Genomic DNA, 26,116 nt, shown 5'->3' on the forward strand with positions numbered 1-26,116 from the left:
ACGATTCAGTGAGGCAAGCAAGAAGGGAACGCAGATGACTGCAATTGACAACACGGCGTTAAGCCTGGATAACACGGGGGAAGAGACCTACGATCCCTCCCATGATTATCACTCGCTGAACGCGATGCTCAACCTCTACGACGAGGATGGCCGAATCCAGTTCGATAAGGATCAGGCCGCCGAGCGTGAGTATGTGCACGGCCATGTGAAGCAGCATACGAAGACATTCGCTTCAACCGCCGAGCGGATCGCCTACCTGGTGGATAACCAGTATTACAACCCCGACGTCTTCGGACAATATTCCGCCGAGTTCCTCGATGGCATCTACGCGCATGCCGAGTCATTGAACTTCGAGTTCGACACCTTCCTCGGTGCCTTCAAATTCTATTCCTCCTATGCCTTGAAGTCCTTCGATGGCAAGGAGTATCTTGAGGACTTCCCGCAGCGCAGCGTCGCTGTGGCCCTTGAGCTTGCCGCCGGCGATGAGGATATGGCGGTCAAGTATGCGGATGAGATCATCTCGGGAAGCTTCCAACCCGCGACCCCGACATTCCTGAACCTGGGCAAGGCGCAGCGCGGTGAGCCCGTCAGCTGCTTCCTGGTGCGACTCGAAGACAATATGGAGTCCATCTCCCGAAGCATCAACGCGGCACTCCAACTCTCCAAGCGCGGAGGCGGTGTTGCCCTGCTGCTGAGCAACCTGCGTGAGCTGGGTGCTCCGATCAAGCATATAGAGAACCAGTCCTCCGGCGTGATTCCCGTGATGAAGCTGCTTGAGGATTCGTTCTCCTACGCGAATCAGCTCGGGGCGCGCCAGGGTGCAGGCGCCGTCTATATTTCCGCCCATCATCCCGATGTGATGCGATTCCTCGACACCAAGCGTGAGAACGCCGACGAGAAGATCCGCATCAAGTCGCTCTCGCTGGGTGTGGTGATCCCGGACATCACCTTCGAACTGGCGAAGCAGCGTAAGCCCATGGCTCTCTTCAGCCCGTATGATGTGGAGCGCGTGTACGGCAAGCCCTTCTCCGATATTCCGATTTCCGAGAACTACGACCGCATGGTCGCGGACGATCGCATCCGCAAGACCTATATCGATGCCCGCGAGTTCTTCATGACCATCGCTGAGATCCAGTTCGAGTCCGGCTATCCATACATCCTCTTTGAGGACACCGTGAACAAGGCCAATCCTATAGACGGACGCATCACGATGAGCAACCTGTGCTCCGAGATCCTGCAGGTCCAGGAGCCGAGCACCTATAACGCTGATCTGAGCTACGACCATGTCGGGCGTGATATCTCCTGCAATCTTGGCTCTCTGAACATCGCCAAGGCCGTTGACGGAGGGCTCGGGGATACGGTCGAGACCGCCATCCGCGCACTCACCTCGGTGGCCGAACACACGAGCATCGATGCGGTGCCTTCTATCCGCCGAGGCAATGAGGAAGGCCACGCGATCGGCCTGGGGCAGATGAATCTGCATGGTTTCCTGGCCAGGGAAAGCATCCATTACGGTTCGCCCGAGGGTCTTGACTTCACCGATATGTACTTCATGACGGTGGCCTATCACGCATACAAGGCTTCCCATAGCCTGGCCGTCGAGCGCGGCAAGGCTTTCGGCAGCTTCCCGACATCCGATTATGCGAAGCCGGCGGGGCAGGGCAACTACTTCGACAAATACACTGATGGAAGCAGGTCGCTGGAACCGAAAACCGAGCGCGTACGCGAGCTGTTCGCGGCCAAGGGCATCCATATTCCAACCGTCCAGGATTGGGAGGAGCTGCGTGACGAGATTCTGAAGGACGGCATCTACAACCAGAACCTGCAGGCTGTTCCTCCGACCGGCTCGATCAGCTACATCAACCATTCCACGAGCTCGATCCATCCGATCGCATCCAAGATCGAAATCCGCAAGGAAGGCAAGCTGGGACGTGTGTACTACCCGGCGCCGTATATGACGAACGAGAATCTCGAATACTTCGAGGATGCCTACGAAATCGGCTGGCAGAAGATCGTGGACACTTACGCCGAAGCCACCCAGCATGTGGATCAGGGCCTGTCCCTGACCTTGTTCTTCCCCTCGACGGCGACCACCCGCGACCTGAACAAGGCCCAGATCTACGCATGGCGCAAGGGCATCAAAACCCTCTACTACATCCGCATCCGCCAGCAGGCATTGGAAGGCACCGAAGTGGAAGGCTGCGTAAGCTGCATGCTGTAGCGTCAAACGCACAGCCCAGTGGGCTGTGCGTAGCTACAGTGAGCGGCTGCCAAAGCCGCGAAGGATCGCAAAGCGATCGCCACACGAGGCTCCCACAAAACGCAACTTTCTGTGTTTTCCCAAGTGGTCCAAGGTGCTGTGCGTAGCTACAGTGAGCGGCTGCCAAAGCCACGAAGGTGACCGCTTGTCGATGGCAAAGGATGCTCGCCACACGGGGATCCCACGGATCCCCGCTTCGCATCCCCCCTTCAGCACTGTCGATCATCCCCACGCATCTTCGGGAAATCGACGAGGCAACTCCCGGGGGCTTGCCTTGGCATCGTATGTGATGCCCGGAAATACCGGATGTCGCTGACCGGTAGACATAAGAGTTGGCTGCTTCACAAAGACGATTTGGGAACGGATTCTTCGTGTTTCTGTTGTACGTTTGAAGCAGTTATGTATCCGTATGGACGTATGGAAGAGGCATTCCGAGCGCATCGTTGGGTGATGCGCCGGATGCACAGAGTATGAAAGGAAGACCATGGTACCTGTTTCTGTGCCAAGACAACCATTGAAGCTGATCGATCGTGTTTCGGCGATCAATTGGAATCGTTTGGAGGACGAGAAGGACCTTGAGGTCTGGGATCGGCTTACGGGCAATTTCTGGCTTCCTGAGAAGGTGCCCGTAAGCAATGACATTCCCAGCTGGCAGAAGCTGAGCGATGAGGAGCACACCCTGACCATGCGCGTCTTCACGGGTCTGACGCTGCTCGACACGATTCAGGGCACCGTAGGGGCGGTCTCCCTGATTCCTGATGCCTTGACGCCGCATGAAGAGGCCGTATACACGAATATCTCCTTCATGGAGTCGGTGCATGCGAAGTCGTATTCCTCGATCTTCTCCACGCTGGCATCGACCAAGGAGATCGACGGTGCTTTCGCTTGGAGCGAGGAGAATGAGTTCCTCCAGAAGAAGGCGCAGATCGTGCTCGACTACTACGAGGGCGACAACCCCCTGAAACGCAAGGTCGCCTCCACGCTGCTGGAGTCGTTCCTGTTCTATTCGGGCTTCTATCTGCCGATGTATTTCTCCAGCCATGCGAAGCTGACGAACACCGCCGATGTGATCCGCCTGATCATTCGTGATGAGGCTGTTCACGGCTATTACATCGGGTACAAGTATCAGAAGGGTCTGGAGAAGGTTTCCGATTCTGAGCGCCAGGTGATGAGCGATTACACATACGAGCTGCTCAACGACCTCTACGACAATGAGGTGGACTACACGCGCAGCCTGTATGAAGGCGTCGGTCTGGTCGAGGATGTCGAGAAGTTCCTGCGTTACAACGGCAACAAGGCCCTGATGAACCTCGGTTATCCCGCGCTGTTCCCGTCCGACACCACGGATGTGAATCCTGCGATCATCGCCTCGCTCAGCCCGAACGCCGATGAGAACCATGACTTCTTCTCCGGTTCGGGTTCCAGCTATGTGATGGGCAAAGCCGTCGAAACCGACGACGACGACTGGGACTTCTGATCCGGGCAGTGCCAGCCGCGCCGTATGAGCGAGACGGCTCTGCGCCTCGCTCATACGGCAGTTGATTCCCCGCCGCATGGCTTCCGGATGCGTCGTGTTCGCGCGGGCATATGTCCGTTTGGGGATCGGTCCACGCGAATTGCCGCGACACGGCGAGTCCACGACTTGCGGAATATATGAAAGCGTGGCAATATAACGAAGTTGCCGTTTTTGGCTTAGGTCGGATGCGGCATGGCGGATTTCCCAAGCGGTCAAAGGGAGCTGACTGTAAATCAGCCGCGTAATGCTTCAGTGGTTCGAATCCACTATCCGCCACGCCTCGATAGCTCAGTGGTAGAGCACTTCCTTGGTAAGGAAGAGGTCGTGAGTCCGATTCTCACTCGAGGCTCTATGGCGGGGTAGCTCAGCTGGCTAGAGCGTACGACTCATAATCGTAAGGTCGAGAGTTCGAGTCTCTCCCTCGCTACAATCATCGGCAAAGAGTCGGTGAGTAATGACTACAGAGGTGAACCATGGCAAAGGCCGCAGATATTCGTCCAGGCGTAACGCTGGCGTGCACCGAGTGCAAAGAACGCAATTACATCACGACGAAGAACCGTCGTAACACTCCGGACCGTCTTGAGCTCAACAAGTTCTGCCCACGTTGTGGCAAGCAGACCGTTCACCGCGAAACTCGCTGAAACGCCTACACGCAAACACGAACAACCCGGCCTAGGCCGGGTTGTTGCGTATCTGCCCGTACTTCGAGCCGTCGGCACCAGGGGAGTTGCCGCAGTCTTGGAACTGATCGGACGGGCATCCGAAGGATCGGTGCGCCGATGCCTTGCATACCGTATGACTTGCGGCGTCGTGCGTCGCGTCGCCCGCTGTTGAGCCTGCCTTCCCGACTGTGTCGCCGAGGATATTCGCGTTAAGCTGTAGCGCATGACTATCTCACCTTCATTCGCACAGCTGACGACGATTGGCGTGGGAGGCCGGATCGCACGTTTTGAACAACCCGATAGTCGCGTCGGCGTGATCGAGTCGGTTGAGGATGCCGATAGCAAGGGCTTGCCGTTGTGTGTGATCGGCGGCGGGTCGAATATGCTGGTCGCCGATGAGGATTTCATGGGCGTGGTCGTGCGCGATGCCAGACGCGACATCATGGTGCTCGATGAGGCTGCTCCCGTCGAAGGCGGGGACACCACCGTGCATATCGCAGCCAGTGCAGGTGCCAACTGGGATGATCTGGTTGAGTTCAGCGTCACCATCGGTCTGGAGGGGATCGAGGGGCTTTCCGGTATTCCCGGCACCGTAGGAGCGTCGGTGGTGCAGAACATCGGCGCGTATGGGCAGGAGGTCTCATCAACCGTGTCCAGCGTCGAGGTATGGGACCGTGAGAAGAAGGTGGTTCTGGAGCTCGGTCCGGATGAGCTCGGCTTCGGCTACCGCACTTCGGCTTTGAAACGCAGTATGTACGATGCGTCGGGTCCTGTCTCGCGCTACTTTCCCACGCCACGCTACGTGGTGCTATCGGTGAGTTTCGCATTACGGCATAGTGATGTCGGCACCGTTTCCTTCAGCCAACTGGCACATGCGCTCCAGGTGGAGGTCGGGGCACGCGTGCCGACCCATCTGATCAGACAGCAGGTCCTTGAGGTCAGGGCATCCAAGGGGATGCTCGAAGATCCGCACCGATATGACGGTGATTGGATGAAGGGCATGCGCCGCGAGGAGAATATCGAAGCCTCCTTGCATGCGCTTCGCCGGACTCTCGATGCGGACGGCTGGGACAGGAATCGTTTCAGCTGCGGCAGTTTCTTCATGAATCCCATCATCGACCCGATAAGCGCTTCATCGTTGCCGGAGAACGCCCCCCGATTCGAAGCGCGTCTTGCCGACGGAGGCAAAGGCGTCAAAACCTCGGCGGCGTGGCTGATCGACCAGGCGGGCTTCCATAAGGGCTATGCGTTGAGTGACAGGGCCGCGGCCTCGCTTTCCACCGTGCATACCCTGGCCTTGACCAATCGCGGGGACGCCCGCGCGGCTGAGATACTTGAGCTGGCACGCACAATCCGCGACGGGGTGCGGAGCAGATTCGGTATCGTACTCGTGCCCGAGCCTGTTCTGATCGGCGATTACACCTTCTGATCGCGCTCGCCGACGCCGTCTCAGGGATTATTCAGCATTCACCATCAATATGCCATGCAAGATTCATGCCCCCGCGCAGACAGGTTGCAGGCTATGGCATGGTGGGGGCACTTCAATAGGTTCTATTCCGATGAAAGGACCTAGAATGAGCGACTCGCAACACACCAACCCATTCAACGCAACGTCCGAATCCGACGAGCGACGAAACACGGCATACCGAACACAGCAGACGACGCCCGCACGTGAGGCTTCAGCGCAGGATCAACAGGCCACCATGGCACACGATGCCCAGACCTCGGTGCAGTCACCTGTACAGGCCTCCGCACGCACCTCGGCCTCCTCACAGCAGGCAGCTCAGAGCTCCAACCGCCCGAGCCCACAGCCTGTGGGGGCCAACGGACAGGCTTCACCATACGGCCGGAACCAGGCAACCGCTCCAGCCGCCGGGGCCGGCCAACAGCAGCGCAACTCCTCGCAGCCTTTCGCCCAGCGCGGTTATGATAAGCCGTCGGGCCCCAGAGTCACGGTCGCCCAGCCGCAAGGCGATTATGCCGATGCCAACCGTGAAGCCCAGTATGCGCAGACTGCTCCCGGCGCATATCCGAACCAGCAACAGCAGAAGCAGGGGCAGTGGGGACAGCCTGCGAATTGGAATGCGCAGGAGCAGCGTCCGGCACATCCCGCCAGTGCCTCGCGCCCGGCTCGCACGTGGCAGGGCATCAAACTTTCGATCATCGGTGCGATTGCAGTGATGGCACTGCTCTGTGGACTGGTTGGAGGGCTCGCGGGCGGCCTGATCGCAGGCGCTGTCTCCGGCAATGACACGTCGGTATCGACCCAGAACGGCATGCCGCAGATGGGTGGAGGAAACGGCTACGGGCAGTCGAACGGTCAGAGTGGCAGCGGAACGGGCAGTGACAGCGGCAGCGGCACCTCGGGCAGTGATTCGTCGAGTTCATCGCAGTCGGATCTCAATGGAACGGTCTGATCAGGGCGGCAGTGATTGGAACAGGCGTCTGTGGTGCGCAAGGTGGAGTGTCAGCGCACCACAGACGCTTTCGTATGTCTGCGATTGCTGCGCCACGCTACCGTAAGCATGCGTATTAGACTGGAGTGCTGTTAATACATTCGTGGTGATCAGCGTGGCACCGACCTGGCTGGAATTCACGATTGCGCAGCTCGGTTTCATGAGGTGGCCAAGGGTTCCAAGACGCTGTTCCCTCGCACCTCCCAGGCACCCCCGCGCACAGGATGTGAGCTCGGTGCAGGGGGAAACATGCAAATATTCAGGACCAAATCTGTGGAGCAGACTCTGGCTGAAACCGGGGAATCCGGCAGGAAACTGAAGCGTACGCTGAACGCTTGGGATATGGCGGTCATGGGGGTCGCGGTCGCGGTGGGGGCGGGGATCTTCTCGGTAGGTGCTCAGGCCGCGGCTTTCCACGCCGGCCCCGCCGTCATCCTCAGCTTCGTCATCGCCGGTGTGGTCTGTGGCGCTGCGGTGATGTGCTATGCGGAATTCGCTTCGATGATTCCCGTGGCCGGTTCCGCGTACACCTTCACCTACACCACGGTCGGCGAGATCATCGCCTGGATCATCGGCTGGGATCTGATCCTTGAAATGCTGATGGCCAGTTCGGTGATCTCCAAATATTGGGGGGTGTATCTGAATGATCTGATGCACCTGGTGGGGATAGAGTTCAACACGAATATGGTTATCGGCTCCTTCCACATCGACATCGCGCCGGTCATCATCGTGACCTTCTTCACCGTGTTGCTGGTGCTGGGCACCAAACTCTCCGCAAGGGTGGATGGGGCCTTGACGATTCTGAAGATCGGCATTGTCTTCTTCGTGATCATCGTCGGTTTCTTCTATGTCAAGGCATCGAATTATCAGCCTTTCATACCGCCTTCCCAGCCTGCGGCGGCTTCGTCCAACGGCGACGTCTCCGGTGTCTTCGGTGAGCCCCTATGGCAGTGGGTCACGGGTATGGCGCCGAGCATCTACGGCATTCCGGGCATCCTGTCCGGCGCGGCCCTGGTGTTCTTCGCCTTCATCGGATTTGACGTGGTCGCTACAGCCTCCGAAGAGGCCAAGGATCCGCATCGCACCGTTCCTCGCGGCATCTTCATCGGCATGTGTCTGGTCACGGTGATGTACATTCTCGTCGCCGTTGTGACCACGGGCATGGTTTCCTACAAGGATCTGGCCAAAGCGGACAGCCCCTCCCTCGCGACGGGTTTCGAGCTTGTCGGAGCCACATGGGCCGCAAAGATCATTTCCTTCGGCATCGTCGTCGGTCTGACCACCGTGGTGATGGTACTGCTGCTCGGCCTGACCCGCATCATCTTCGCGATGAGCCGTGATGGTCTGCTCCCCAGAAGCCTGTCGACGACGGGATCGCACGGAACCCCCGCGAGAATACAGATCATGGGTGGCATCGTCGTGGCCATCGTCGCGGCATGCTTCAACGTCGACGTGCTCTCCGACATGGTCAATATCGGTACACTCTCGGCGTTCACGCTGGTGGCGATTTCAATCCCGATCATGCGACGCAAGCGCCCTGATCTGCACCGTTCATTCAAAATGCCGGGCAATCCTTGGATTCCGATTTTCATTGCGATTGCCTGCCTGTGGCTGATGTTGAATCTGACGGTGCTGACCTGGGTGCGTTTCGTGGTTTGGCTCGCCATCGGTTTCGTCCTGTATTTCGGGTATTCATACCGGCATTCCCGCCTGGGTCGTGATGAGCTTCTGGAAGGTGGCGGCAGCCTGCCTCCCTCACAGGGACGTGCCTGAGCGTCTCAAGTAGGCTGTACGCTGAATTCGATTGGATTTGCAAGCAACGACTCAAGGGAGGTTGTTATGCCATACGTCATCGCACAACCCTGCGTGGATGTCAAGGACAGGGCATGCGTGGATGAGTGCCCGGTGGATTGCATCTATGAAGGCCCCCGCTCCCTCTACATCAATCCGACGGAATGCGTTGACTGCGGCGCATGCGAACCGGTATGCCCCACTGAAGCCATCTTCTATGAGGATGATGTGCCGCAGGATTGGGCTTGGTACACGGATGCGGCCGTTGAATACTTCAATGAGGTGGGTGATTTGGGCGGAGCGGCGGCGGCCGGTCCCATCGATCACGATCCAGCCCGGGTGGCCGCACTGCCTCCTCAGAATGTGGCATCCTGAATCAGGGTTATTGGTCTGCGTGCGCGAGACGACACGTCATGTGATGAGAACAGGACGACACCGTGGGTTTTTCGAGTTTCAATACCGGCTATGACTGGTCACGAGTCCAGCGTTACAGGGATATCGCCACGCAGCATGGGGGTGTGTTGGACTTTTCCGTCGGCTCCCCGATAGATCCGGTGCCGGATTCGGTACGGCTTGCCCTCAGCGAGGCATCCACGGAAAGCAACGCACACGGATACCCCGCAACGGCTGGTAGCAGAGATCTTCGTGAGGCGATACTTCACTGGTTCCAGAACGAACGGGGTGTCGATTTCACCAGCATCGCTGCCGATGTGGTCCCGACGGTCGGATCCAAGGAAGCGGTTGCTTTGATGGCGAGCCTGCTGCACTGCGGCGATGGCGATGTGATCGTCCAGCCACGGGTATCGTATCCCACCTATGAAATCGGGACGCAGCTTGCGGGAGCCAAGGTGCTTAAGGTGGATGAGGTCTCGGATGTCGAGAGCTGGGTCCATGAGCCGAATGTGAAGGCGGTTTGGGTCAATTCCCCGAGCAATCCCACCGGGGAGGTGCTGGAAAGCGCGCAATTGCGTTCCATCGTCCGAGCGGCCCGCTCGATTGGTGCCATCGTGCTTGCCGACGAGTGCTATGCCCGAATGGACTGGCGCGGTGCCGCCAAGGGTTCGCAACTCGGAGCAACGCCATGCATACTCGACGATGAGGTCTGCGAGGGTGGCGCCGAGGGGCTGCTGTGTCTGTATTCCTTGAGCAAACAGTCCAATATGGCTGGATATCGCACTGCCCTGATTGCAGGGGATGCACAGTTGGTCGCAGCGATGCTTCGCTACCGCAAGCAGATAGGTCTGATCATTCCAGGACCCGTTCAGGCGGCGATGGCGGCCGGTCTGAAGGATGTGGAAGGCGTGCGTGCGCAGGTGGAGCGTTATCGCAAGCGTCTGCACATTCTGGCACAGGCTTTGTCCGATTACGGATACGATGCCCGTATGCCACAGGGCGGGCTCTATATCTGGGTTCGGGCCTTGTCCGATGACTGCTGGCAGGATATGCAGCATCTCGCGGAGCTGGGTATCGTGCCCAGTCCCGGTGAATTCTACGGTGACTCCCGGTATCTGCGCTTCTCCACAACCGCATCGGATGAATCGATTGCGACGGCGGCCGGACGGTTGTCTTCCAACAGGGCCTGACACGATGACACCGCACGTGACGGATTACGGATCACGGGTCGAGGGAAGTTCTACAGTCCCAGATGCACGGAATTCTTGCCGTAACGACTGCGGATGATGTCGAGGGTGCGTTCGGCTTCGGACAGGCGCTTGGAGCCCAGTGCGCCATTCACGTCATCGGGCATCAGATCATCTATCGTCAGTTGGATCGGTGTCTCCTCAGGGCGGCTCAGCCCTGAGGCGCTGACACCTGCGAGTCGTACTGCACGTGGGAGCGCATTCGCGTTACCACCGGTGGAGTCCTCCGCTCCGGGGCTGTCGGAATCAGAATGCTTTGATGATGAGAATATCTGCCTGCACAGCGCCATCGCCTGAGGATAGATGAGACTGGCCGTATCGATCGGCCGTTCAAGCGTATGCGCCTTCGTGACGTAGCTGAGATCGGCGAAGCGCAGCTTTACGGTGATGGTACGTGCGAGCAGTGCGTGTTTGCGCAGTGATGAGGCGACCTCGTCACTGCATTGCCTCAGCAATGCGTTAACCCTTGCCGGGTCGGTGGTGTCCTGTGCGAATGTGCGTTCGGCGCCGATGGATTTCTCCTGCGTGTGTGTGCTGAGTTTGCGTTCATCCATCCCTTTGGCGGCGAGGAAGAGGGTATGACCGAGGGTGCTCGACCCGACGACGCGGTTGACATCCTCCTCGCCGAGTCTGGCGAGATCGGCAACGCTGGTGATGCCCCATTGCGACAGCTTCCTCTCCAATGAAGGGCCGATGCCGGGAATTCCCCTCAATGGCATGATCTGTACGAATGAGGCGTGCATGGATTTCGGGATCAGCAGCATGCCGTCAGGCTTGGCGTTCGTGGAAGCCATCTTCGCCACCAGTTTGTTGGCGGCGATGCCTACCGAGCATGTCACGTGGAAACGCTCCCAGACCTGTCGGCGTATCCATGCGCCGATCTCACTTGGGCCTGACCACTGTTGCATCGCCGAAGAGACATCCATATATCCCTCGTCGACCGAGACCTGCTCGATCCGGTCCGTCACCGAAGCGAATACCTCGTTGAATATCCTTCTCGACACCGAACGGTAATAGTGCATGTCCACAGGAAGGAAGACACCTTGCGGGCATAGACGGCGGGCTCGGGAGACCGGCATGGCCGAGTTGATCCCATACGGACGGGCCTCATAGCTGGCAGCACTCACCACCGAGCGTGTACCTGTGCCTATGATGACCGCTTTGCCGCGGAGCTCGGGATGCCTTGCGACCTCACACGACGCGTAGAAAGCGTCCATATCGATGTGCAACACGTGGCATCCGCTCTCATCATGTCCCCAGTCGCGTTTCGCGGCCGCCAGCCTTGGTGTGTTGCTCATACCCCTATCCTATGCGCCGGAGCCATACGGCGACGGCGCGATGAGCGTATCTGCTTCCGGGGCCGCGCATACGCCTCGGCGATGCCCGGTTTCGGACCGCATCCGATGCCGTACGACACGCTGAAAAGAAGCCGCAAACGCTCAGCCGGGCACCGTTTCGCGTCGATGGGTGATTCCATCCATGCATGCTGGTAATGTATTATGCTGTTGCGCTCATCGAAAAGGTTCGCGTAATGGAGACGTGCCTGAGTGGCCGAAAGGGGCACCCTGCTAAGGTGTTGATCACGCAAGTGGTCCAGGAGTTCGAATCTCCTCGTCTCCGCGGTTCAGTAACGATCCCGGCAGTGCGTATGACGCCTGCCGGGATCGCCGTATCCGATCATATCCACCGGCATCCCGCCTGCGGCATGCCGTCAGACTTCACCCAGCCGCAACGGTTAGGATGGTGTCACCTCTTGCGGATGTCTCGCAATCATCGAACAAGGTAGGTGGACTATGGCAGTTGCAGCATGTGCTTCGGTATCCGCATTGAGTCTGGGGCTTCCTGTGCAAGCCGCGATGCCCGAAGGCAAAGGTGCCCTTCCCAAACAGATGTTCTATGCGAAAGCACCGCTTTCATCCGGGCTCAAGCAACGTTTTGCCAATGACATCACGGAGATCACGGTCCTGGGCGTCCTGAATGCCTCGAGCACGGGCATTCCATCAGAGGGAAGGCTTAAGGAGGTGCTGATAATCGGGGTGCTTCTCAATGGCCTGACCATACCGCTTGAAGCCCTCGAACACATCGCCAAGCTGCGTCCCTCGGGCATCCTGTTCGTCTGCGTCAGAGCCAAGGAGGGCGTTGAGGAATGCGCTCTCGCCGTGCGCAGGGCACGACCCGGCAGGGCCGGACACGTACAGCACAACACCGTTTTCGTGGGGGAGTGGCAGCCGGCGAAGACCACCACGCTGACACTCGGCGGCGGCAGCATCGAGCAGTTGTGGGAAGGTCTGAATGCACAGGCCATTCTGAATTCCACGAACCCCGAGAACCTGGATCTGCGCATAGCCAGACGTGAGAACATAGCCGAGTTGAAGGCGGCAGATGCGAAACTCACGAAAGACCATGCCCGTGCGAAGCATCCAAGCCAGCGCAACGAGATCTACGCCAAACTCCATAAAGTCCGCACTCAGCTCGCCCAGCTTGAGCAGGATGACTGAGCGGCAGCACGATTCGACGGCATCCGGCAATATTCGGGTACCGATGATGAGGACGGCGTGTGCATGGTGGCACAGCGGTGCAGATGCGCGAATTCGGCCGATAACTGAGGCGGAAACGGGAACAGAAGTGTGGAGTTCGGAAGGTACGTCATTGTCCATCCGGCTCCGGTGCAATTCTATCCGATGACAAGCGATGCTGTAGCCTGTTTTTCAGGGAGATTGTCAGGCAATGCACAGTTTGTTGCGCCCGGGGACGAATCTGGGCGCCGTGCAGGCTAGGGGATAAGAGAGCAAGAGCAGATATGACCAGGCGAAGGCATGCCGGCAAACACGCAGTCCGCAAGCGGGAGGGGACGGCCCGCACCCACGGCCGATGGCCTGCCGTCCTCGGATCCTTGGTCTTTGGGATTCTGGTGCTTGCCCTAGTCCTTGTCGCTTTCCTGCCTCATCATGACGGTGTCTCGCGGCAGGAGCGCACGCTTTCGGCTCCGAGCACTCAGGCTCTGAACCGCAGTTCACCCGTTCCTGAGCCGGTTCCAGAGCACCACGGCAACTCACCGGATTGTCCGGATACCGATTGCATATCCTTGATGGTCAACGGCGATCTGCTGTTCCATCCAAATCTGTGGAATCATTTCGCCGGGACGAATACCGCGGCCAAGGACGGCAGCGCGTTCGATTTCAATCCTCTGTTCGCGGGGATGAGGCCTTACATCAAAGCATCCGACATCGTGGTATGCGAATTCGAAACGCCGATCGCGCAACGAGGCGGACCGTACTCCGGCTATCCCGTATTCGCTATACCTCCTGAAGTGGTGGATGCCGCTTCGGCGGTCGGTTACCAGGCATGCACGCATGCCACCAACCATTCCTGGGATCAGGGGGTTGCGGGCATCCAGCGTCTGCATGACGAGCTGGCCGCGCATGGTATCGCCCAGACGGGCTCCTACCTCAATGAGGAGGATTCCCGGAAGCCTTTGGTCATCGATTCCCCTACTGGTGGTGGAACACTCGGATTGGTCACGGGAACCGTCTCGCTCAACGGCATGGTAGCCGATCAAGACTGGAGGGTGGATCGTCTGCGTGCATCCGGTGAGCCGGAGCATCAGATGGATATCCAGCGTGCTGTGGCCAAGGCAAAGGCGGCACGTGAACAGGGCGCCGATGTGGTTGCGATGGTCATGCACTCCCTGCAGGAGTATCTGGATTATGCCGATTCCTGGCAGATATCAGAGGCTCATGAATTGGCTGACACCGGTGCGTTTGACGTGATCTACGGTGCCGGATGCCACTGTGTGCAGCCGATCGAGTATTACAACGGTACGTGGATCGTGTATGGCTTGGGCAATGCAGTGACCGTTAGCGCACCCGAAAGCCGTGTCGTCAATAATCAGGGGATCACCGCGAGAATCCAGTTCGCAGGGCGCAAAGGACAACCGGATTCCTGGCGAGTCAACAGAATCGACTGGGTTCCGGTGGCGAACGAGCGCCAGGGATCATACCGATGGTGCCCGATAGCCTCCGATCATCCAGATGGTGTGTGCTGGTCGCAAACGCAGGATGAAGCCGTACGGGAACGTATCGCCAAAGTCATCTATTCAATGAAAGCGGATCCCGGAGTGGTTCGGGAATGGACGATCACCACACCCTGACGCTGGTAGCGGAGCGATCCCTCAATGTGCCCGTTCGCACGGTGTTCGTTCCCACAGTGTCCATTCGTACAGTGCACAGTTTCGTGCCCGGCTGAACAAGGCAAAGCGAAGAGGGGGCAGGAACAGGTGAAACCGCGCGGCTTCCGAGGGTGACAGGGGAAGGGGCGCGATCCGTTCACCATGATGTTGCGCAGACGTATTACCCTGATGGGCATGAGCGTAATTGAAACTGCATCAACCCGTGAAGATCTGCCCTTGATGGTGATTCCATCATGCGTGCCCTCGATGGTGGAACCACTGCGTAAGGAATTCCGTAAATTCGATGATGTCTGCCGTGTGCGGATGTACACCGACACCGTACATGATGACGAGGTGTTCGCGTCACGCTGCAAGGACGCTGATTCGGTTATCGTCATCGGCTTCCGCGTGAGCGATGATCTGCTGGACAGACTCGCCACGCATGTGCGCTGCATGGTCTTCGGCGGCACCGGGGTGGCGAACTACATCAATCTGGCCAAGTCTCAGGATTACGGCATGCGTATCTGCAACATCGAGCATTACGGAGACAATGCCGTGGCCGAGCACACTGTTGCCCTGATGTTCGAGCTTGCCAGACATGCCGGGCATCTCGATCAGGAACTGCATGATGGTAACTGGGTTGTGATGGAAGGTCTCGAGCTCAGCGGCAAGACCTTGGGGTTGGTCGGTTTTGGCGGCATCGGCAAAGCGGTGGCCCGCATCGCGCAAGGTCTGGGCATGCACACTCTGGTGTACTCGCGTCATGAGGACCATGACGCGCTGCAGGCCGTCGGCGCCTCATGGACGTCTTCGCTTGATGAGGTATTCGAGCACAGCGATGTCCTCAGCCTGCACTTGGGACTCAACGAACACACCCAGGGCATGATCACCGGCGAGCATCTCGCAAAGCTCCACTCCGGTGCCCTGTTCGTCAATACGGCCAGAGCCGAGCTCATCGAGGAGGGTGCCCTCGTGAAACGGCTTAATGAAGGGGATGTGCTCGCGGGCTTGGATGTCTTCGATGAAGAGCCGATACGTACGGATGATCCCCTGCTGAGTATTCCGAACGCGGTGCTCACACCTCATGTCGCATGGTTCACCCAGGAGGCGGTCGTCAACGTGGTCGCCCAATGCGCCGAGGCGATCGGTGCATTCTACCGTGGCGAGCGCTATAACGTGGTCGTGTGAGTTCCTCCGCGATGTTCACGATTCTCGACCCGATGGATGCACCCGCAGAATCCGAACTGGAAGAGAAGCGCTCGCGATTCATCGGCAACTGTTGCCATATCCGTTCCGCAGAGGAGGTGGCTGCTTTCGTCGCCGCCATGCGTGAGCGCCACCCCAAGGCGAGACACATCGCCTACGCCGCGATGTGGGGGGAGCGGGAGGCAATCCAGTCCGAGAGGATGAGCGATGACGGAGAGCCTTCCGGCACGGCGGGAAAGCCGATTCTGGACTGCATCCGCCAGCAGGATCTGATTGATTGCGTGATTACGGTGACCAGGTATTTCGGCGGGATACTCCTCGGCTCCGGTGGGTTGATACGTGCGTATTCCTCGGCGGCATCCTCAGCAGTGCAACACTCCTCGATCGCTGAACTGACACCATGCAGGGAGTACCGCTTCGCTCTCACATACCCCCAGCTTGATATCTGCAAACGTCTGGTCGCCGACCATCAGGGCGATTTCAAGGTGCTGGAGTATTCGGATCATGTCGAGGTCCAGGCCACCATCCCTTTCTCCCGGGATACATCCTTTCAGGAAAGGATGATTCAGAGTTTCAATGCGCAGGTGGTGCTGAGGGAAAGCGGACAGGTCAATATGCCTGTGACCGTGTCGACCCGGGTGGCGTAGCGAAGGCCTGGGGTGGCCGGCGGCGGTGGAGACATCAATGAGTGGGCTTCTTCGCCGGTGCCAATTATGCTGGCTGATATGACGGATAGCGAGCATCAGACAGGAACCGAGCAGGCGCCTACGGTCGATTCGGAACAGGACATCATAGACGCCAAGCGGCAGGAGATGGAAGATAAGGCCGCGCCTGCACCGCAGGAGAAGGCCACCAGCGTGGTTCAGGAGACCTTGAGCGTCTCATACGAGCGGCTCCGGCATTCCATAGACAGTGCCGAACTCAGCGATGCGGCTCGTGCGCAGTTGCCGGATAGTTCCGATCAATCAGCATTTTCAAGGGCCACGGCATTGCTGGAGGCCGTCGCCGGCAATCAGCACACGCCTATCGAGGATCGTGTGTATCTGGCCGAACACATGCCCTTCCCGAATGTGCTGGTGAAGCTTTCACACGATCCGGAGGTGGAGGTCAGGCGTGCCGTGGCGGCCAATGTGTCCGATAAAAACTGGTTGGTGGGCAACCTCACCAAGGATGATGACGCCCGGGTGCGGGCTGCGGCACTGATCAACCCGCAGACCTCTTGGAAAATGCGTCTGGAAGGTGCCCAAAGCAATCAGACCGACAGTGACACCCTCGATGTACTGGGACGTCTGGGTGTGGATACAGAGGCCGATGCCCCCGTTGTCCTGGCCGCCATGGTGCGTAGAGCCGTGGCACTCAACCCTAATACCAGTCAGACCATGCTCAGGACGCTTGCTCAGGACGTGCATGGCGATGTGGCGAAAGCCGCGCAGGAAGCCCTCGCGCGGACCTGAACCCGTATGATGCGGAGCGCCCGCATCCCCGTCCGCGCGGAGCTTCCGGAATTGGCATACACTGGGGGCATGGAGCGCGCAGAAAGCAATCAGCGGCGTCAACGCCCTCTGATTGGACTAGCAAAAGCCGTGGGATTATCGACGTGTTATGTCGGTCAGAATGACGACTACCACGAAACCGAGGATGCGGTGCTGATTGCGGTGCTTCGCAGTCTGGGCATCGATGCGTCGAGCACCGAGGCCGCGGCTAAGTCCCTGCACGGTATCGAGGAACGCAGGCATGATCGCCTGATCGCTCCGACGGTGTTCCATACCGCAGGCAAGACGGGAAAGGTCCTGGTCAATACCAGGATGTTGGAGATTCCATACGGGCGCATCATCCTTGAAAGCGGCGAGGAATATCCGCATCGGCTTGGGCCTGATGAGGGAGACGGTTCCGCAGCGTATCCGCTGAATGGCGAGTTCGTGGTCAATGCGGCTCTGATCCTGCCGAAGGATATACCCGTTGGATACCATCAGATCGAGGTCCGGTCCGGCGGTAGGACACAGACGGCGACGTTGATCTGCGCACCGGCGGAGGTTCCGTGGTCTATCAGCGAACCCGAGATACGTCCCTGGGGCTGGATGGCGCAACTGTATTCCATAAGATCCCGGGCTTCCTGGGGCGTGGGCGATTTCTCCGATCTTGCCAGAATGCTGGTGGAGGCCAAGGGGCGTACGGGTGCCGATTTCATCCTGATCAATCCCATGCACGCCGCCGAACCCGTCTCCCCGCTCACTCCTTCGCCATATCTCCCGGTTTCCAGGCGTCTGGTCAATTTCACCTACATCCGCCCCCAGGATATAGAAGAGTACTCACTGCTCGGAGAAGAGTCCTTGGCCGAGGTGCAGTCGGCATATGAGTCCTGTCTGCCGCTGAACGAGGATGCCGATCGCATCACCCGGGATGCGATGTGGAAATATAAGATGCGCGCTTTGTGGATCATATACAAGCTGGGCCGTCCGATCGGTCGCCAGCATCAGTATGAGGAGTACATCGCAGCATGCGGCGACGACCTCGAGTCTTATGCGACATGGTGCCTTGTCTATGACAAGTGGGGTGCGCCGAGCGCCGATCCGGAATCATGGGTGAATCGCTTCGATAAGGACAGCGAGGAGATCAAGGCTCTGCGCAGACAGTATCCGGATACGCTCGATTTCTATCGCTGGCTTGAATGGGTGGCGACACAGCAGCTCGACGCAGCGCAGGATAAAGCCAGACAAGCGGGTATGCGCATCGGTGTGATGTCGGATATGGCAGTCGGTGTGCATCCTCAGGGGGCCGAGGTGTGGTGGAACCCAAGTCGCTATGTCAGGGGGGTGACGGTCGGTGCCCCACCTGACTACTTCAACCAGCAGGGTCAGAATTGGAGTCAGCCCCCGCTTAATCCCGTTGAGTTGGAACGCACAGGGTATCTGAGCTATCGCAATATGGTTCACGGGATGTTCGCCCATGCCGGGGCGTTGCGCATCGACCATATTCTTGGCCTGTTCAGGCTGTGGTGGATACCGGCCGGCATGAGCGCGATGCAGGGTGTCTACGTCAATTACGATGCCGAAATCATGCTTGGCATCCTGGCGATCGAAGCAAGCAGGGTCGGCGGAGTCGTGGTCGGTGAGGATCTCGGCGTGGTCCCGGAATATGTTGCGGATTCTCTGATCGAACACCAGGTGCTGGGATGCGTGGTCGAATGGTTCGAACAACGCAATGGTCGTTTCCGCGAGCCGGGCAAGTGGCGTGAGTGCGCGCTGGCATCGGTGAACACACATGACATGCCTCCGGATGCCGGATATCTGAACTACGAGCATGTGACTCTGCACGAGGAGCTGGGTCTGCTCACCGGATCGGTGGAGGAGTTCAAATCCTCAGCCGTGGCGGAACATGACGCCATGATGACGATGCTGGTTGACGGTGGTTTTCTGGACCCGAAGTGCTTGCAGGATGAACACGCCAATGAGCAGCACATCGTCGAGGCGCAGTACAAGGCGTTGAAGGCATCGCCATGCAGATTGCTCGCCGCGGCTCTGACAGACGGCGTAGGTGAGAGACGCGCTCAGAACCAGCCTGGCACGAACAATGAATACCCGAATTGGCGAATTCCACTCGCGGACTCCGATGGGGCACCTGTGTATTTGGAAGATCTCTTTGCCAATGCACGTCTCCAATCCCTCTCGCATGTCATGCAGTCCGTAGACTGACACCCAGCGTCATCTCAGTCGCATGGCACCATCCAGGACGCGGAAGGATGATCCGCGTGAGGTCCGGACGAGCGCTTCCGGATCTTCATCGTCATTCAGGGTGCTGCGGGCCCTCTGCGTGCCGGTCGAAGGATCGGGGTTTCGTCCCTGCGGACCGGTATGACACGGTCGGGCTTTGACAGCAGACGACTAAGCGTTATAGTAGAGGATTGTTGTGTTTCCCTCAGGGGTCCTCGAAGCGTTTCCCACTCGCCCATAGGACTTTCAGGGAGCCCACGGATAATGTGGTTTCTCATGACGGTTGTGATCATCCGTCTGTGTGAAGCCCGAAACACAATGCAAGGAAAAGGTTGAACTGTGAAGACTTTCACGCCTAAACCAGCCGATTTGACACATGACTGGTATATCGTCGACGCCACCGATGTGGTGCTTGGCCGTCTGGCCACCCATGTAGCAACTCTGCTGCGCGGCAAGAACAAACCGACATTCGCGCCACATGCCGATTCCGGTAATCACGTTATCGTCATCAACGCAGGTAAAATCGCGCTGACCGGTGACAAACTCGGCAAGGAGCTGTACACGCATTCCGGCCGTCCCGGTGGACTCCGCGCCGATAGCTATGGTGATCTGCTGCAGAGGAACCCCGACCGTATCGTTCGCGAAGCCGTCAAGGGTATGCTGCCGAAGAACCGCCTGGCCAAGGTCCAGATGGATCGCCTCCGTATTTTCGCGGGTGACGAGCATCCTCACACACCCCAGAAGCCAGTCCAATTTGAGATCACCCAGATCTCACAGCAGGCCAAGTAGGACCGAAGGAGAATACCAACATGGCAGATCAAAGCAATGACTCCGCAGTCCTCGAGGGCGAAGAGGAGCTGACTTCCTACACTTCAGAAACCAACGCGGGAGCCGGAACCGGCACCTCCGCCATAGCACCAGGCTATGGTACCGGTCGCCGCAAGGAAGCTATCGCACGCGTTCGTCTGACCCCAGGTGAAGGCAAGTGGACCGTAAACGGCCGCACACTGGAAGAATACTTCCCCAGCCGCCTGCAGCAGCGTGAGGTGAACTCACCAATCGTTCTGCTCAAGCTCGAAGGCAAATTCGACGTGCAGGTGCTCGTCGATGGTGGTGGCACGACCGGACAGGCCGGCGCAATTCGTCTTGGCGTTGCCCGTGCGCTGAACGCGATCGATCGTGACGCGAACCGCGCGGCACTCAAGAAGTCAGGTTTCCTGACTCGTGATGCCCGTGCAGTCGAGCGCAAGAAGGCCGGTTTGCATAAGGCCCGCCGCGCACCTCAGTTCTCAAAGCGCTAAAGCTGTTTTTCGGCACCGTTGTTCAGTGCCGGTGCTCAAAGCCCGAAACTTCGGTTTCGGGCTTTTTTGTTGCCACCTGTTGCCTTGGTGTCGTGCCCGCTCGGCTCTCTTGCATACCCCCCTGTATACCGGATGTACAGATGAGGGCTTTCGTTTATGGAGTGATTGTTGTGTGGTGCCGGTCCGTATGTTGCATCACCTTCCGGTCCACATACCGGTCGGATGTCCGACGGTCCGCACATCGATGCAAGCCTTCCGTGAGTGTTTGAAGCAGTGTTCGGATACGAGCAAAAATGTCAAATTGCCAAACAGTAAACCCACAAAAAAGCAAGCAAGAGTACATGACACGCTCAGAACATGGATCACGTGAACAGAAATTGTTCTCGTACGCCCTCTACGCTAAATTGTGATGCAGGTCACAATCTTCAGGCCTCAGCCTGAAGATTGGTGACGCTGAATCCACAGCGAATGCAGGCAACATAGCCATGCCGCGAAATGGATTCACGCCTTTGCTCTCTGCACGTCCAAGGAGGACCCGTGGTTACAGCCAAGAAAAGCGCAATTGTCAATAAGCCGGCCGCAGCTGATGCGACTGCCGCGGCTCCGGCCCTGTCTGATGCCGAGCGTGAGGTTGATACGCTGGTTTCTCGTGGACTGGTTGCTCTCAACAAGTTTGAGCGTTTGAATCAGGAACAGGTCGATCGCATAGTCGCGAAGGCTTCGATTGCGGCCTTGAATCAGCATCTGGTGCTGGCGAGGTTGGCGGTCGAGGAGACGGGTCGTGGTTTGGTGGAGGATAAGGCCACGAAGAACATCTTCGCGTGCGAGCATGTGACGAATCATCTGGCCAGGCAGCGCACGGTGGGTGTGATCGGTGAGGATGACATCAATGGGATCGTGGAGATCGCGGAGCCTGTGGGTGTGGTCGCGGGTGTGACGCCGGTGACGAATCCGACCTCGACCGCGATTTTCAAGTCCTTGATCGCGTTGAAGACGCGTTGCCCGATCGTGTTCGGTTTCCATCCCTTCGCGCAGCGCTGTTCGGTCGAGGCGGCACGTGTGGTGCGTGACGCGGCGATCGCGGCGGGGGCGCCGGAGGATTGCATCCAGTGGGTCGAGCATCCCTCGATCGAGGCGACGGGCGCGCTGATGAAGCATCCGGGAATCGCCACGATCCTGGCGACGGGTGGTCCGGGCATGGTCAAGGCCGCGTATTCCTCGGGCAAGCCCGCCCTGGGTGTGGGCGCGGGCAACGCGCCGGCGTATGTGGACCGGAACGTGAACGTGAGGCGTGCGGTGAACGATCTGATCCTGTCGAAGCATTTCGACTACGGGATGATCTGCGCCACCGAGCAGGCCATCATCGCGCATACGGAGGTGTACGCGCGGGTGGTCTCCGAGATGAAGCGACGCAAGGCGTATTTCGTGTCCGGGGAGGAGAAGGCGAAGCTCGAGGAGTACATGTTCGGCTGCACCGCGTATTCGGGCGGCAGACCGAAGCTGAACTCGGTGGTACCGGGCAAGTCCCCGCAGTACATCGCCAAGCAGGCGGGCTTCTCGATTCCCGAGGACGCCACGATCCTGGCGGCCGAATGCAGGGAGGTCGGCGAGATGGAGCCCCTGACGATGGAGAAGCTCGCACCGGTGCAGGCCGTGCTCGAGGCCAGGGACAAGGACGACGCCTTCGTGATGTGCGAGCGGATGCTCGTGCACGGGGCGGGGCACACCGCCGCGATCCATACCGACGACGAGGCCCTGGTGCGTGAGTACGGGCTGCGGATGCACGCGTGCCGCATCATCTGGAACCAGCCCAGCTCGCTGGGTGGCATCGGCGACATCTACAACGCGATCGCCCCGTCCCTGACCCTGGGCTGCGGCTCGTACGGCGGCAACTCGGTGTCGGGCAACGTGCAGGCCGTGAACCTGATCAACGTCAAGCGCATCGCCCGGAGGAACAACAACATGCAGTGGTTCAAGATCCCCTCGAAGACCTATTTCGAAGCGAACGCGGTGCGCTACCTGCGTGACATGTACGGGATACGCAAGGCCGTGATCGTGTGCGACAAGGTCATGGAGCAGCTCGGCATCGTCGACAAGGTCATCGACCAGCTGCGGGCCCGCCCCGAGCTGGTGACCTTCCGCATCATCGACTACGTCGAGCCCGAGCCCAGCGTGGAGACCGTCGAGCGCGGCGCGAAGATGATGCGCGAGGAGTTCGAACCGGACACCATCATCGCGGTCGGCGGCGGCAGCCCGATGGACGCCGCGAAGATCATGTGGCTGCTGTACGAGCACCCCGAGATCTCCTTCGCCGACGTGCGCGAGAAATTCTTCGACATCCGCAAGCGCGCCTTCAAGATCCCCCCGTTGGGCACCAAGGCCAAGCTGGTGTGCATCCCGACCTCGTCGGGCACCGGCTCCGAGGTCACGCCCTTCGCGGTGATCACCGACCACAAGACCGGGTACAAGTACCCCATCACCGACTACGCGCTCACCCCCTCGGTCGCGATCGTGGACCCGGTCCTGGCGCGCACGCAGCCGCGCCGCCTGGCCTCGGACGCGGGCTTCGACGCGCTGACGCACACCTTCGAGGCCTACGCCTCGGTGTACGCCAACGACTTCACCGACGCGATGGCCCTGCACGGCGCGAAGCTCGTGTGGGACAACCTCGACAACGCCGTGAACAGCGAGGACCCCGAGACCCGCAAGGCCGCGCAGGAGCGGATGCACAACGCCGCCACCATGGCCGGCATGGCCTTCGGCTCCGCGTTCCTGGGCATGTGCCACGCGATGGCCCACACCATCGGCGCCCTGTGCCACATCGCGCACGGACGCACCAACTCGATCCTGCTGCCCTACGTGATCCGGTACAACGCCGAGGTCCCCGAGGAACCCACCAGCTGGCCCAAGTACAGCGAGTACATCGCCGCCGAACGCTACCAGGACATCGCCCGCAACCTCGGCCTGGCATGCGACAGCCCCGAACACGCCGTCGAGGCACTGGCCGGCGCGGTCGAGGACTACCGCGACAACAGGCTCGGCATGGACCCCACCTTCCAGGCCGCCGGTGTGGACGAGGACTACTACTGGAGCGTCCTGGACCAGATCGGCATGCGCGCCTACGAGGACCAGTGCGCGCCCGCCAACCCCCGCATCCCCCAGATCGAGGACATGAAGGACATCGCCATCGCCGCATACTACGGCATCACCCCCCAGCAAGCCCACACCAAACGCGTCCAACGCCAAGGCACCAACGCCACAGAAGAAGCCTCACAACGCGACTGAATGAACGGATCTGAGTAACAGATAGAGCTGGGCCACGCGCGATTTTCACGTCGCGCGTGGCCCACGTATATGTACCGCGTATGCACATGGCGGTATCTGTGTTCGATGGGTGCGGTCTCGTCTTGATGATGGGCACTGCGGGGTGGCCCATAGGAGTGGACACACACGAAGGAAAGGCCGGGATAAGAAGGGAATCGAGGCGACACGCCCGGATTCCTCCAGGCCCCGGGTGTGCTTTAATAGAGAAGTTGCCTGTTTTGGGCTCGCACTTTGTAATTAAAAAAGCGAGCGTGGCACAAGGAACGCCCACCGGTGCTCCTTGTTTGGCTGCGCATTGATGTGGTCGGTTTAAGGGATATGTCCCGGATAACCGCCTTGCGTCGGTGCCCTCTAGGAACAGGCTGGTAAACAGTATCTAAATCGCTAGGAAAGGGCGGACGGCAATGGCGGGACAGAAAATCCGCATCAGGCTTAAGTCCTATGACCATGAGGTCATCGACCAGTCGGCGAAGAAAATCGTCGAAACGGTGACGAACGCGGGAGCAACTGTTGTTGGCCCGGTTCCTCTGCCGACGGAGAAGAACGTGTTCTGTGTTATCCGTTCTCCCCATAAATACAAGGATTCCCGCGAGCATTTTGAGATGCGCACACATAAGCGTCTCATTGATATCGTCGATCCCACACCTAAGGCTGTGGATTCATTGATGCATATCGATTTGCCTGCGGACGTCAACATCGAAATCAAGCTGTAGGGGGGAGGGAACCATCATGACTTCACAGAAGACGGAACGCACCGCGCTGCTCGGCAAGAAGCTGGGCATGTCGCAGGTCTGGGACGAGAATGGTTTCTTTGTCCCCGTGACGCTGGTGGATGTGTCCACCAACGTTGTCACCGCGGTGAAAACCGAGGAGACTGACGGATACCAGGCGGTGCAGATCGGCTATGGCCAGATCGACCCCACCAAGGTGACCAAGCCTCTTGCAGGTCATTTCGCCAAGGCCGGTGTCACACCTCGTCGTCATCTTGTCGAGGTTCGCACCACCGCAACGGATTCCTTCCAGCCAGGTCAGGAACTGACCGTCGAGCTGCTCCCCGAGGGAACAGAAGTTGACGTCACAGGCACCACCAAGGGCAAGGGCTTCGCAGGAACCATCAAGCGCTGGGGCTTCAAGTCCTATCGCCGCACACACGGTTCGCACAAAAACGAGCGTCGTCCCGGTTCAGTCGGGGCATGCGCAACGCCAGGTCGCATTCTTAAGGGAAAGCGTATGGCAGGTCGTATGGGTAATGACACCGCGACAGTGCAGAACCTCGTCATCGTTTCGGCTGATGCCGAGAACGGCGTGCTCGCTATCAAGGGCGCTGTCCCAGGGCCACAAGGTAGCATCGTGATCGTCCGTTCAGCAGTGAAGGGAGCCTGATCATCATGGCAAACAAGACTGAGAACGTCACAGTTCTGAACGTCACGGATGCGAAGGGCGCTTCCGCCGGCTCGGTGGATGTACCTGGAGAGATCTTCGGTATCGCTGCTGAGGATATTCAGGCTCATGTGCCGCTGGTGCATCAGGTAGTCGTGGCTCAGCTGGCCGCTGCCCGACAGGGCACCCACGCTGTGCGCACCCGCTCCACCATTTCAGGTGGCGGCAGGAAGCCATGGAAGCAGAAGGGCACCGGTCGTGCTCGTCAGGGTTCCATTCGCTCTCCTCAGTGGGCAGGCGGTGCAGTCGTGCACGGACCGCAGCCTCGTGACTACAGCCAGAGGACCCCGAAGAAGATGAAGGCCGCGGCTCTGCGTTATGTGATCTCGGATCGCGCCAACGCCGGTCGTGTGCATGTCGTCGATTTCGGAATCACCGATAAGCCTTCAACCAAGACAGCCAACGCCGTCCTGCTGCAGGCTGCCGAGAACCGTTTCGCAACCGTTGTCCTTTCACGCGAGAACGTGAACGAGTGGCTTTCCGTAAGGAACATCCCCACCGTGCACGTCATTTTCGCCGATCAGCTCAACACGTATGACGTGGTGACAGCCGAGGATCTCGTTTTCACCAAGGAAGGCCTTGAGGCTTTCGTTGAGGCGAAGACCGGTTCCAAGACCGAATCCGCTAAGGAGGCCTGATTTC

General features: G+C 59.0%; 21 protein-coding genes and 4 tRNA genes. 24 read left to right on the forward strand and 1 reads right to left on the reverse strand.

Features of this window, described 5'->3' with window-relative positions:
* Nucleotides 1-34 precede the first annotated feature (34 nt).
* The 11 genes from nrdE to dapC all read left to right on the forward strand — a co-directional run bounded on the left by nrdE (nucleotide 35) and on the right by dapC (nucleotide 10,268).
* Nucleotides 35-2,221 carry a class 1b ribonucleoside-diphosphate reductase subunit alpha gene (nrdE, locus tag BPSY_RS05025; protein WP_033494699.1) on the forward strand — a complete coding sequence of 729 codons (2,187 nt, stop codon included), beginning with the start codon at nucleotides 35-37 and terminating at the stop codon, nucleotides 2,219-2,221.
* Nucleotides 2,222-2,744: 523 nt separating this feature from the next.
* The gene (gene nrdF / locus BPSY_RS05030; protein WP_033494701.1) at nucleotides 2,745-3,737 is read left to right on the forward strand and encodes a class 1b ribonucleoside-diphosphate reductase subunit beta; all 993 of its coding nucleotides are present in this window, start codon (nucleotides 2,745-2,747) and stop codon (nucleotides 3,735-3,737) included.
* Nucleotides 3,738-3,970: 233 nt separating this feature from the next.
* Nucleotides 3,971-4,052 (forward strand) — tRNA-Tyr (locus tag BPSY_RS05035).
* Nucleotide 4,053: 1 nt separating this feature from the next.
* A tRNA-Thr gene (locus tag BPSY_RS05040) sits at nucleotides 4,054-4,125 on the forward strand.
* Between the two features lie 4 nt (nucleotides 4,126-4,129).
* Nucleotides 4,130-4,203 (forward strand) — tRNA-Met (locus BPSY_RS05045).
* A gap of 46 nt (nucleotides 4,204-4,249) precedes the next feature.
* A complete protein-coding gene (gene rpmG / locus BPSY_RS11395) occupies nucleotides 4,250-4,417 on the forward strand; it encodes a 50S ribosomal protein L33 (RefSeq protein ID WP_081884259.1) in 168 nt (55 codons plus the stop codon).
* A 244-nt stretch (nucleotides 4,418-4,661) separates the two neighbouring features.
* Complete coding sequence (locus BPSY_RS05050; RefSeq protein WP_033494703.1) at nucleotides 4,662-5,867, forward strand: FAD-binding protein; 1,206 nt, start codon at nucleotides 4,662-4,664, stop codon at nucleotides 5,865-5,867.
* Nucleotides 5,868-6,012: 145 nt separating this feature from the next.
* Nucleotides 6,013-6,855: a hypothetical protein gene (locus BPSY_RS11005; RefSeq protein WP_051921729.1), complete on the forward strand. Its 843-nt coding sequence runs from the start codon at nucleotides 6,013-6,015 to the stop codon at nucleotides 6,853-6,855.
* 288 nt (nucleotides 6,856-7,143) lie between these two features.
* The gene (locus BPSY_RS05060; RefSeq protein ID WP_033495027.1) at nucleotides 7,144-8,667 is read left to right on the forward strand and encodes an amino acid permease; all 1,524 of its coding nucleotides are present in this window, start codon (nucleotides 7,144-7,146) and stop codon (nucleotides 8,665-8,667) included.
* Nucleotides 8,668-8,733: 66 nt separating this feature from the next.
* Nucleotides 8,734-9,060, forward strand: coding sequence for a ferredoxin (gene fdxA, locus BPSY_RS05065; RefSeq protein WP_033494705.1), 327 nt, complete (start codon nucleotides 8,734-8,736; stop codon nucleotides 9,058-9,060).
* 62 nt (nucleotides 9,061-9,122) lie between these two features.
* Entirely contained in the window at nucleotides 9,123-10,268 is a 1,146-nt protein-coding gene (gene dapC, locus BPSY_RS05070) for a succinyldiaminopimelate transaminase (protein WP_033494707.1), read from the forward strand.
* A 50-nt stretch (nucleotides 10,269-10,318) separates the two neighbouring features.
* Here dapC and dinB read toward each other — a convergent pair whose 3' ends face one another.
* Nucleotides 10,319-11,623 carry a DNA polymerase IV gene (gene dinB / locus BPSY_RS05075; RefSeq protein ID WP_033494709.1) on the reverse strand — a complete coding sequence of 435 codons (1,305 nt, stop codon included), beginning with the start codon at nucleotides 11,621-11,623 and terminating at the stop codon, nucleotides 10,319-10,321.
* A 235-nt stretch (nucleotides 11,624-11,858) separates the two neighbouring features.
* On the opposite strand from dinB, the gene BPSY_RS05080 reads away from it, so the two are divergent.
* From BPSY_RS05080 to rplD, 13 genes are all read left to right on the forward strand, one after another.
* Nucleotides 11,859-11,945 (forward strand) — tRNA-Ser (locus tag BPSY_RS05080).
* A 173-nt stretch (nucleotides 11,946-12,118) separates the two neighbouring features.
* A complete protein-coding gene (locus BPSY_RS05085; protein WP_033494711.1) occupies nucleotides 12,119-12,823 on the forward strand; it encodes a DUF4391 domain-containing protein in 705 nt (234 codons plus the stop codon).
* A gap of 302 nt (nucleotides 12,824-13,125) precedes the next feature.
* Complete coding sequence (locus BPSY_RS05090; RefSeq protein WP_033494713.1) at nucleotides 13,126-14,475, forward strand: CapA family protein; 1,350 nt, start codon at nucleotides 13,126-13,128, stop codon at nucleotides 14,473-14,475.
* 213 nt (nucleotides 14,476-14,688) lie between these two features.
* Nucleotides 14,689-15,681 (forward strand): NAD(P)-dependent oxidoreductase, encoded by a 993-nt coding sequence (locus tag BPSY_RS05095; RefSeq protein ID WP_033495029.1) that lies wholly within the window; start codon nucleotides 14,689-14,691, stop codon nucleotides 15,679-15,681.
* An 11-nt stretch (nucleotides 15,682-15,692) separates the two neighbouring features.
* Complete coding sequence (locus BPSY_RS05100) at nucleotides 15,693-16,346, forward strand: YigZ family protein (protein WP_033495031.1); 654 nt, start codon at nucleotides 15,693-15,695, stop codon at nucleotides 16,344-16,346.
* 78 nt (nucleotides 16,347-16,424) lie between these two features.
* Complete coding sequence (locus BPSY_RS05105) at nucleotides 16,425-17,153, forward strand: AbrB family transcriptional regulator (protein ID WP_100841132.1); 729 nt, start codon at nucleotides 16,425-16,427, stop codon at nucleotides 17,151-17,153.
* Between the two features lie 69 nt (nucleotides 17,154-17,222).
* Nucleotides 17,223-19,391: a 4-alpha-glucanotransferase gene (malQ, locus tag BPSY_RS05110; protein WP_033495034.1), complete on the forward strand. Its 2,169-nt coding sequence runs from the start codon at nucleotides 17,223-17,225 to the stop codon at nucleotides 19,389-19,391.
* A 357-nt stretch (nucleotides 19,392-19,748) separates the two neighbouring features.
* Nucleotides 19,749-20,198: a 50S ribosomal protein L13 gene (gene rplM, locus BPSY_RS05115; RefSeq protein WP_033494718.1), complete on the forward strand. Its 450-nt coding sequence runs from the start codon at nucleotides 19,749-19,751 to the stop codon at nucleotides 20,196-20,198.
* A 20-nt stretch (nucleotides 20,199-20,218) separates the two neighbouring features.
* The gene (gene rpsI / locus BPSY_RS05120) at nucleotides 20,219-20,710 is read left to right on the forward strand and encodes a 30S ribosomal protein S9 (RefSeq protein WP_033494720.1); all 492 of its coding nucleotides are present in this window, start codon (nucleotides 20,219-20,221) and stop codon (nucleotides 20,708-20,710) included.
* Between the two features lie 537 nt (nucleotides 20,711-21,247).
* A complete protein-coding gene (gene adhE, locus BPSY_RS05125) occupies nucleotides 21,248-23,995 on the forward strand; it encodes a bifunctional acetaldehyde-CoA/alcohol dehydrogenase (RefSeq protein WP_415926594.1) in 2,748 nt (915 codons plus the stop codon).
* Nucleotides 23,996-24,438: 443 nt separating this feature from the next.
* Nucleotides 24,439-24,747 (forward strand): 30S ribosomal protein S10, encoded by a 309-nt coding sequence (gene rpsJ / locus BPSY_RS05130; RefSeq protein WP_003827292.1) that lies wholly within the window; start codon nucleotides 24,439-24,441, stop codon nucleotides 24,745-24,747.
* 16 nt (nucleotides 24,748-24,763) lie between these two features.
* The gene (gene rplC, locus BPSY_RS05135) at nucleotides 24,764-25,417 is read left to right on the forward strand and encodes a 50S ribosomal protein L3 (RefSeq protein ID WP_033494724.1); all 654 of its coding nucleotides are present in this window, start codon (nucleotides 24,764-24,766) and stop codon (nucleotides 25,415-25,417) included.
* A 5-nt stretch (nucleotides 25,418-25,422) separates the two neighbouring features.
* Complete coding sequence (gene rplD, locus BPSY_RS05140) at nucleotides 25,423-26,112, forward strand: 50S ribosomal protein L4 (RefSeq protein ID WP_033494726.1); 690 nt, start codon at nucleotides 25,423-25,425, stop codon at nucleotides 26,110-26,112.
* Nucleotides 26,113-26,116 lie beyond the last annotated feature (4 nt).

This window comes from Bifidobacterium psychraerophilum (genome assembly GCF_000741705.1).
In the GTDB taxonomy this organism is placed as follows: Bacteria; Actinomycetota; Actinomycetes; order Actinomycetales; family Bifidobacteriaceae; genus Bombiscardovia; species Bombiscardovia psychraerophila.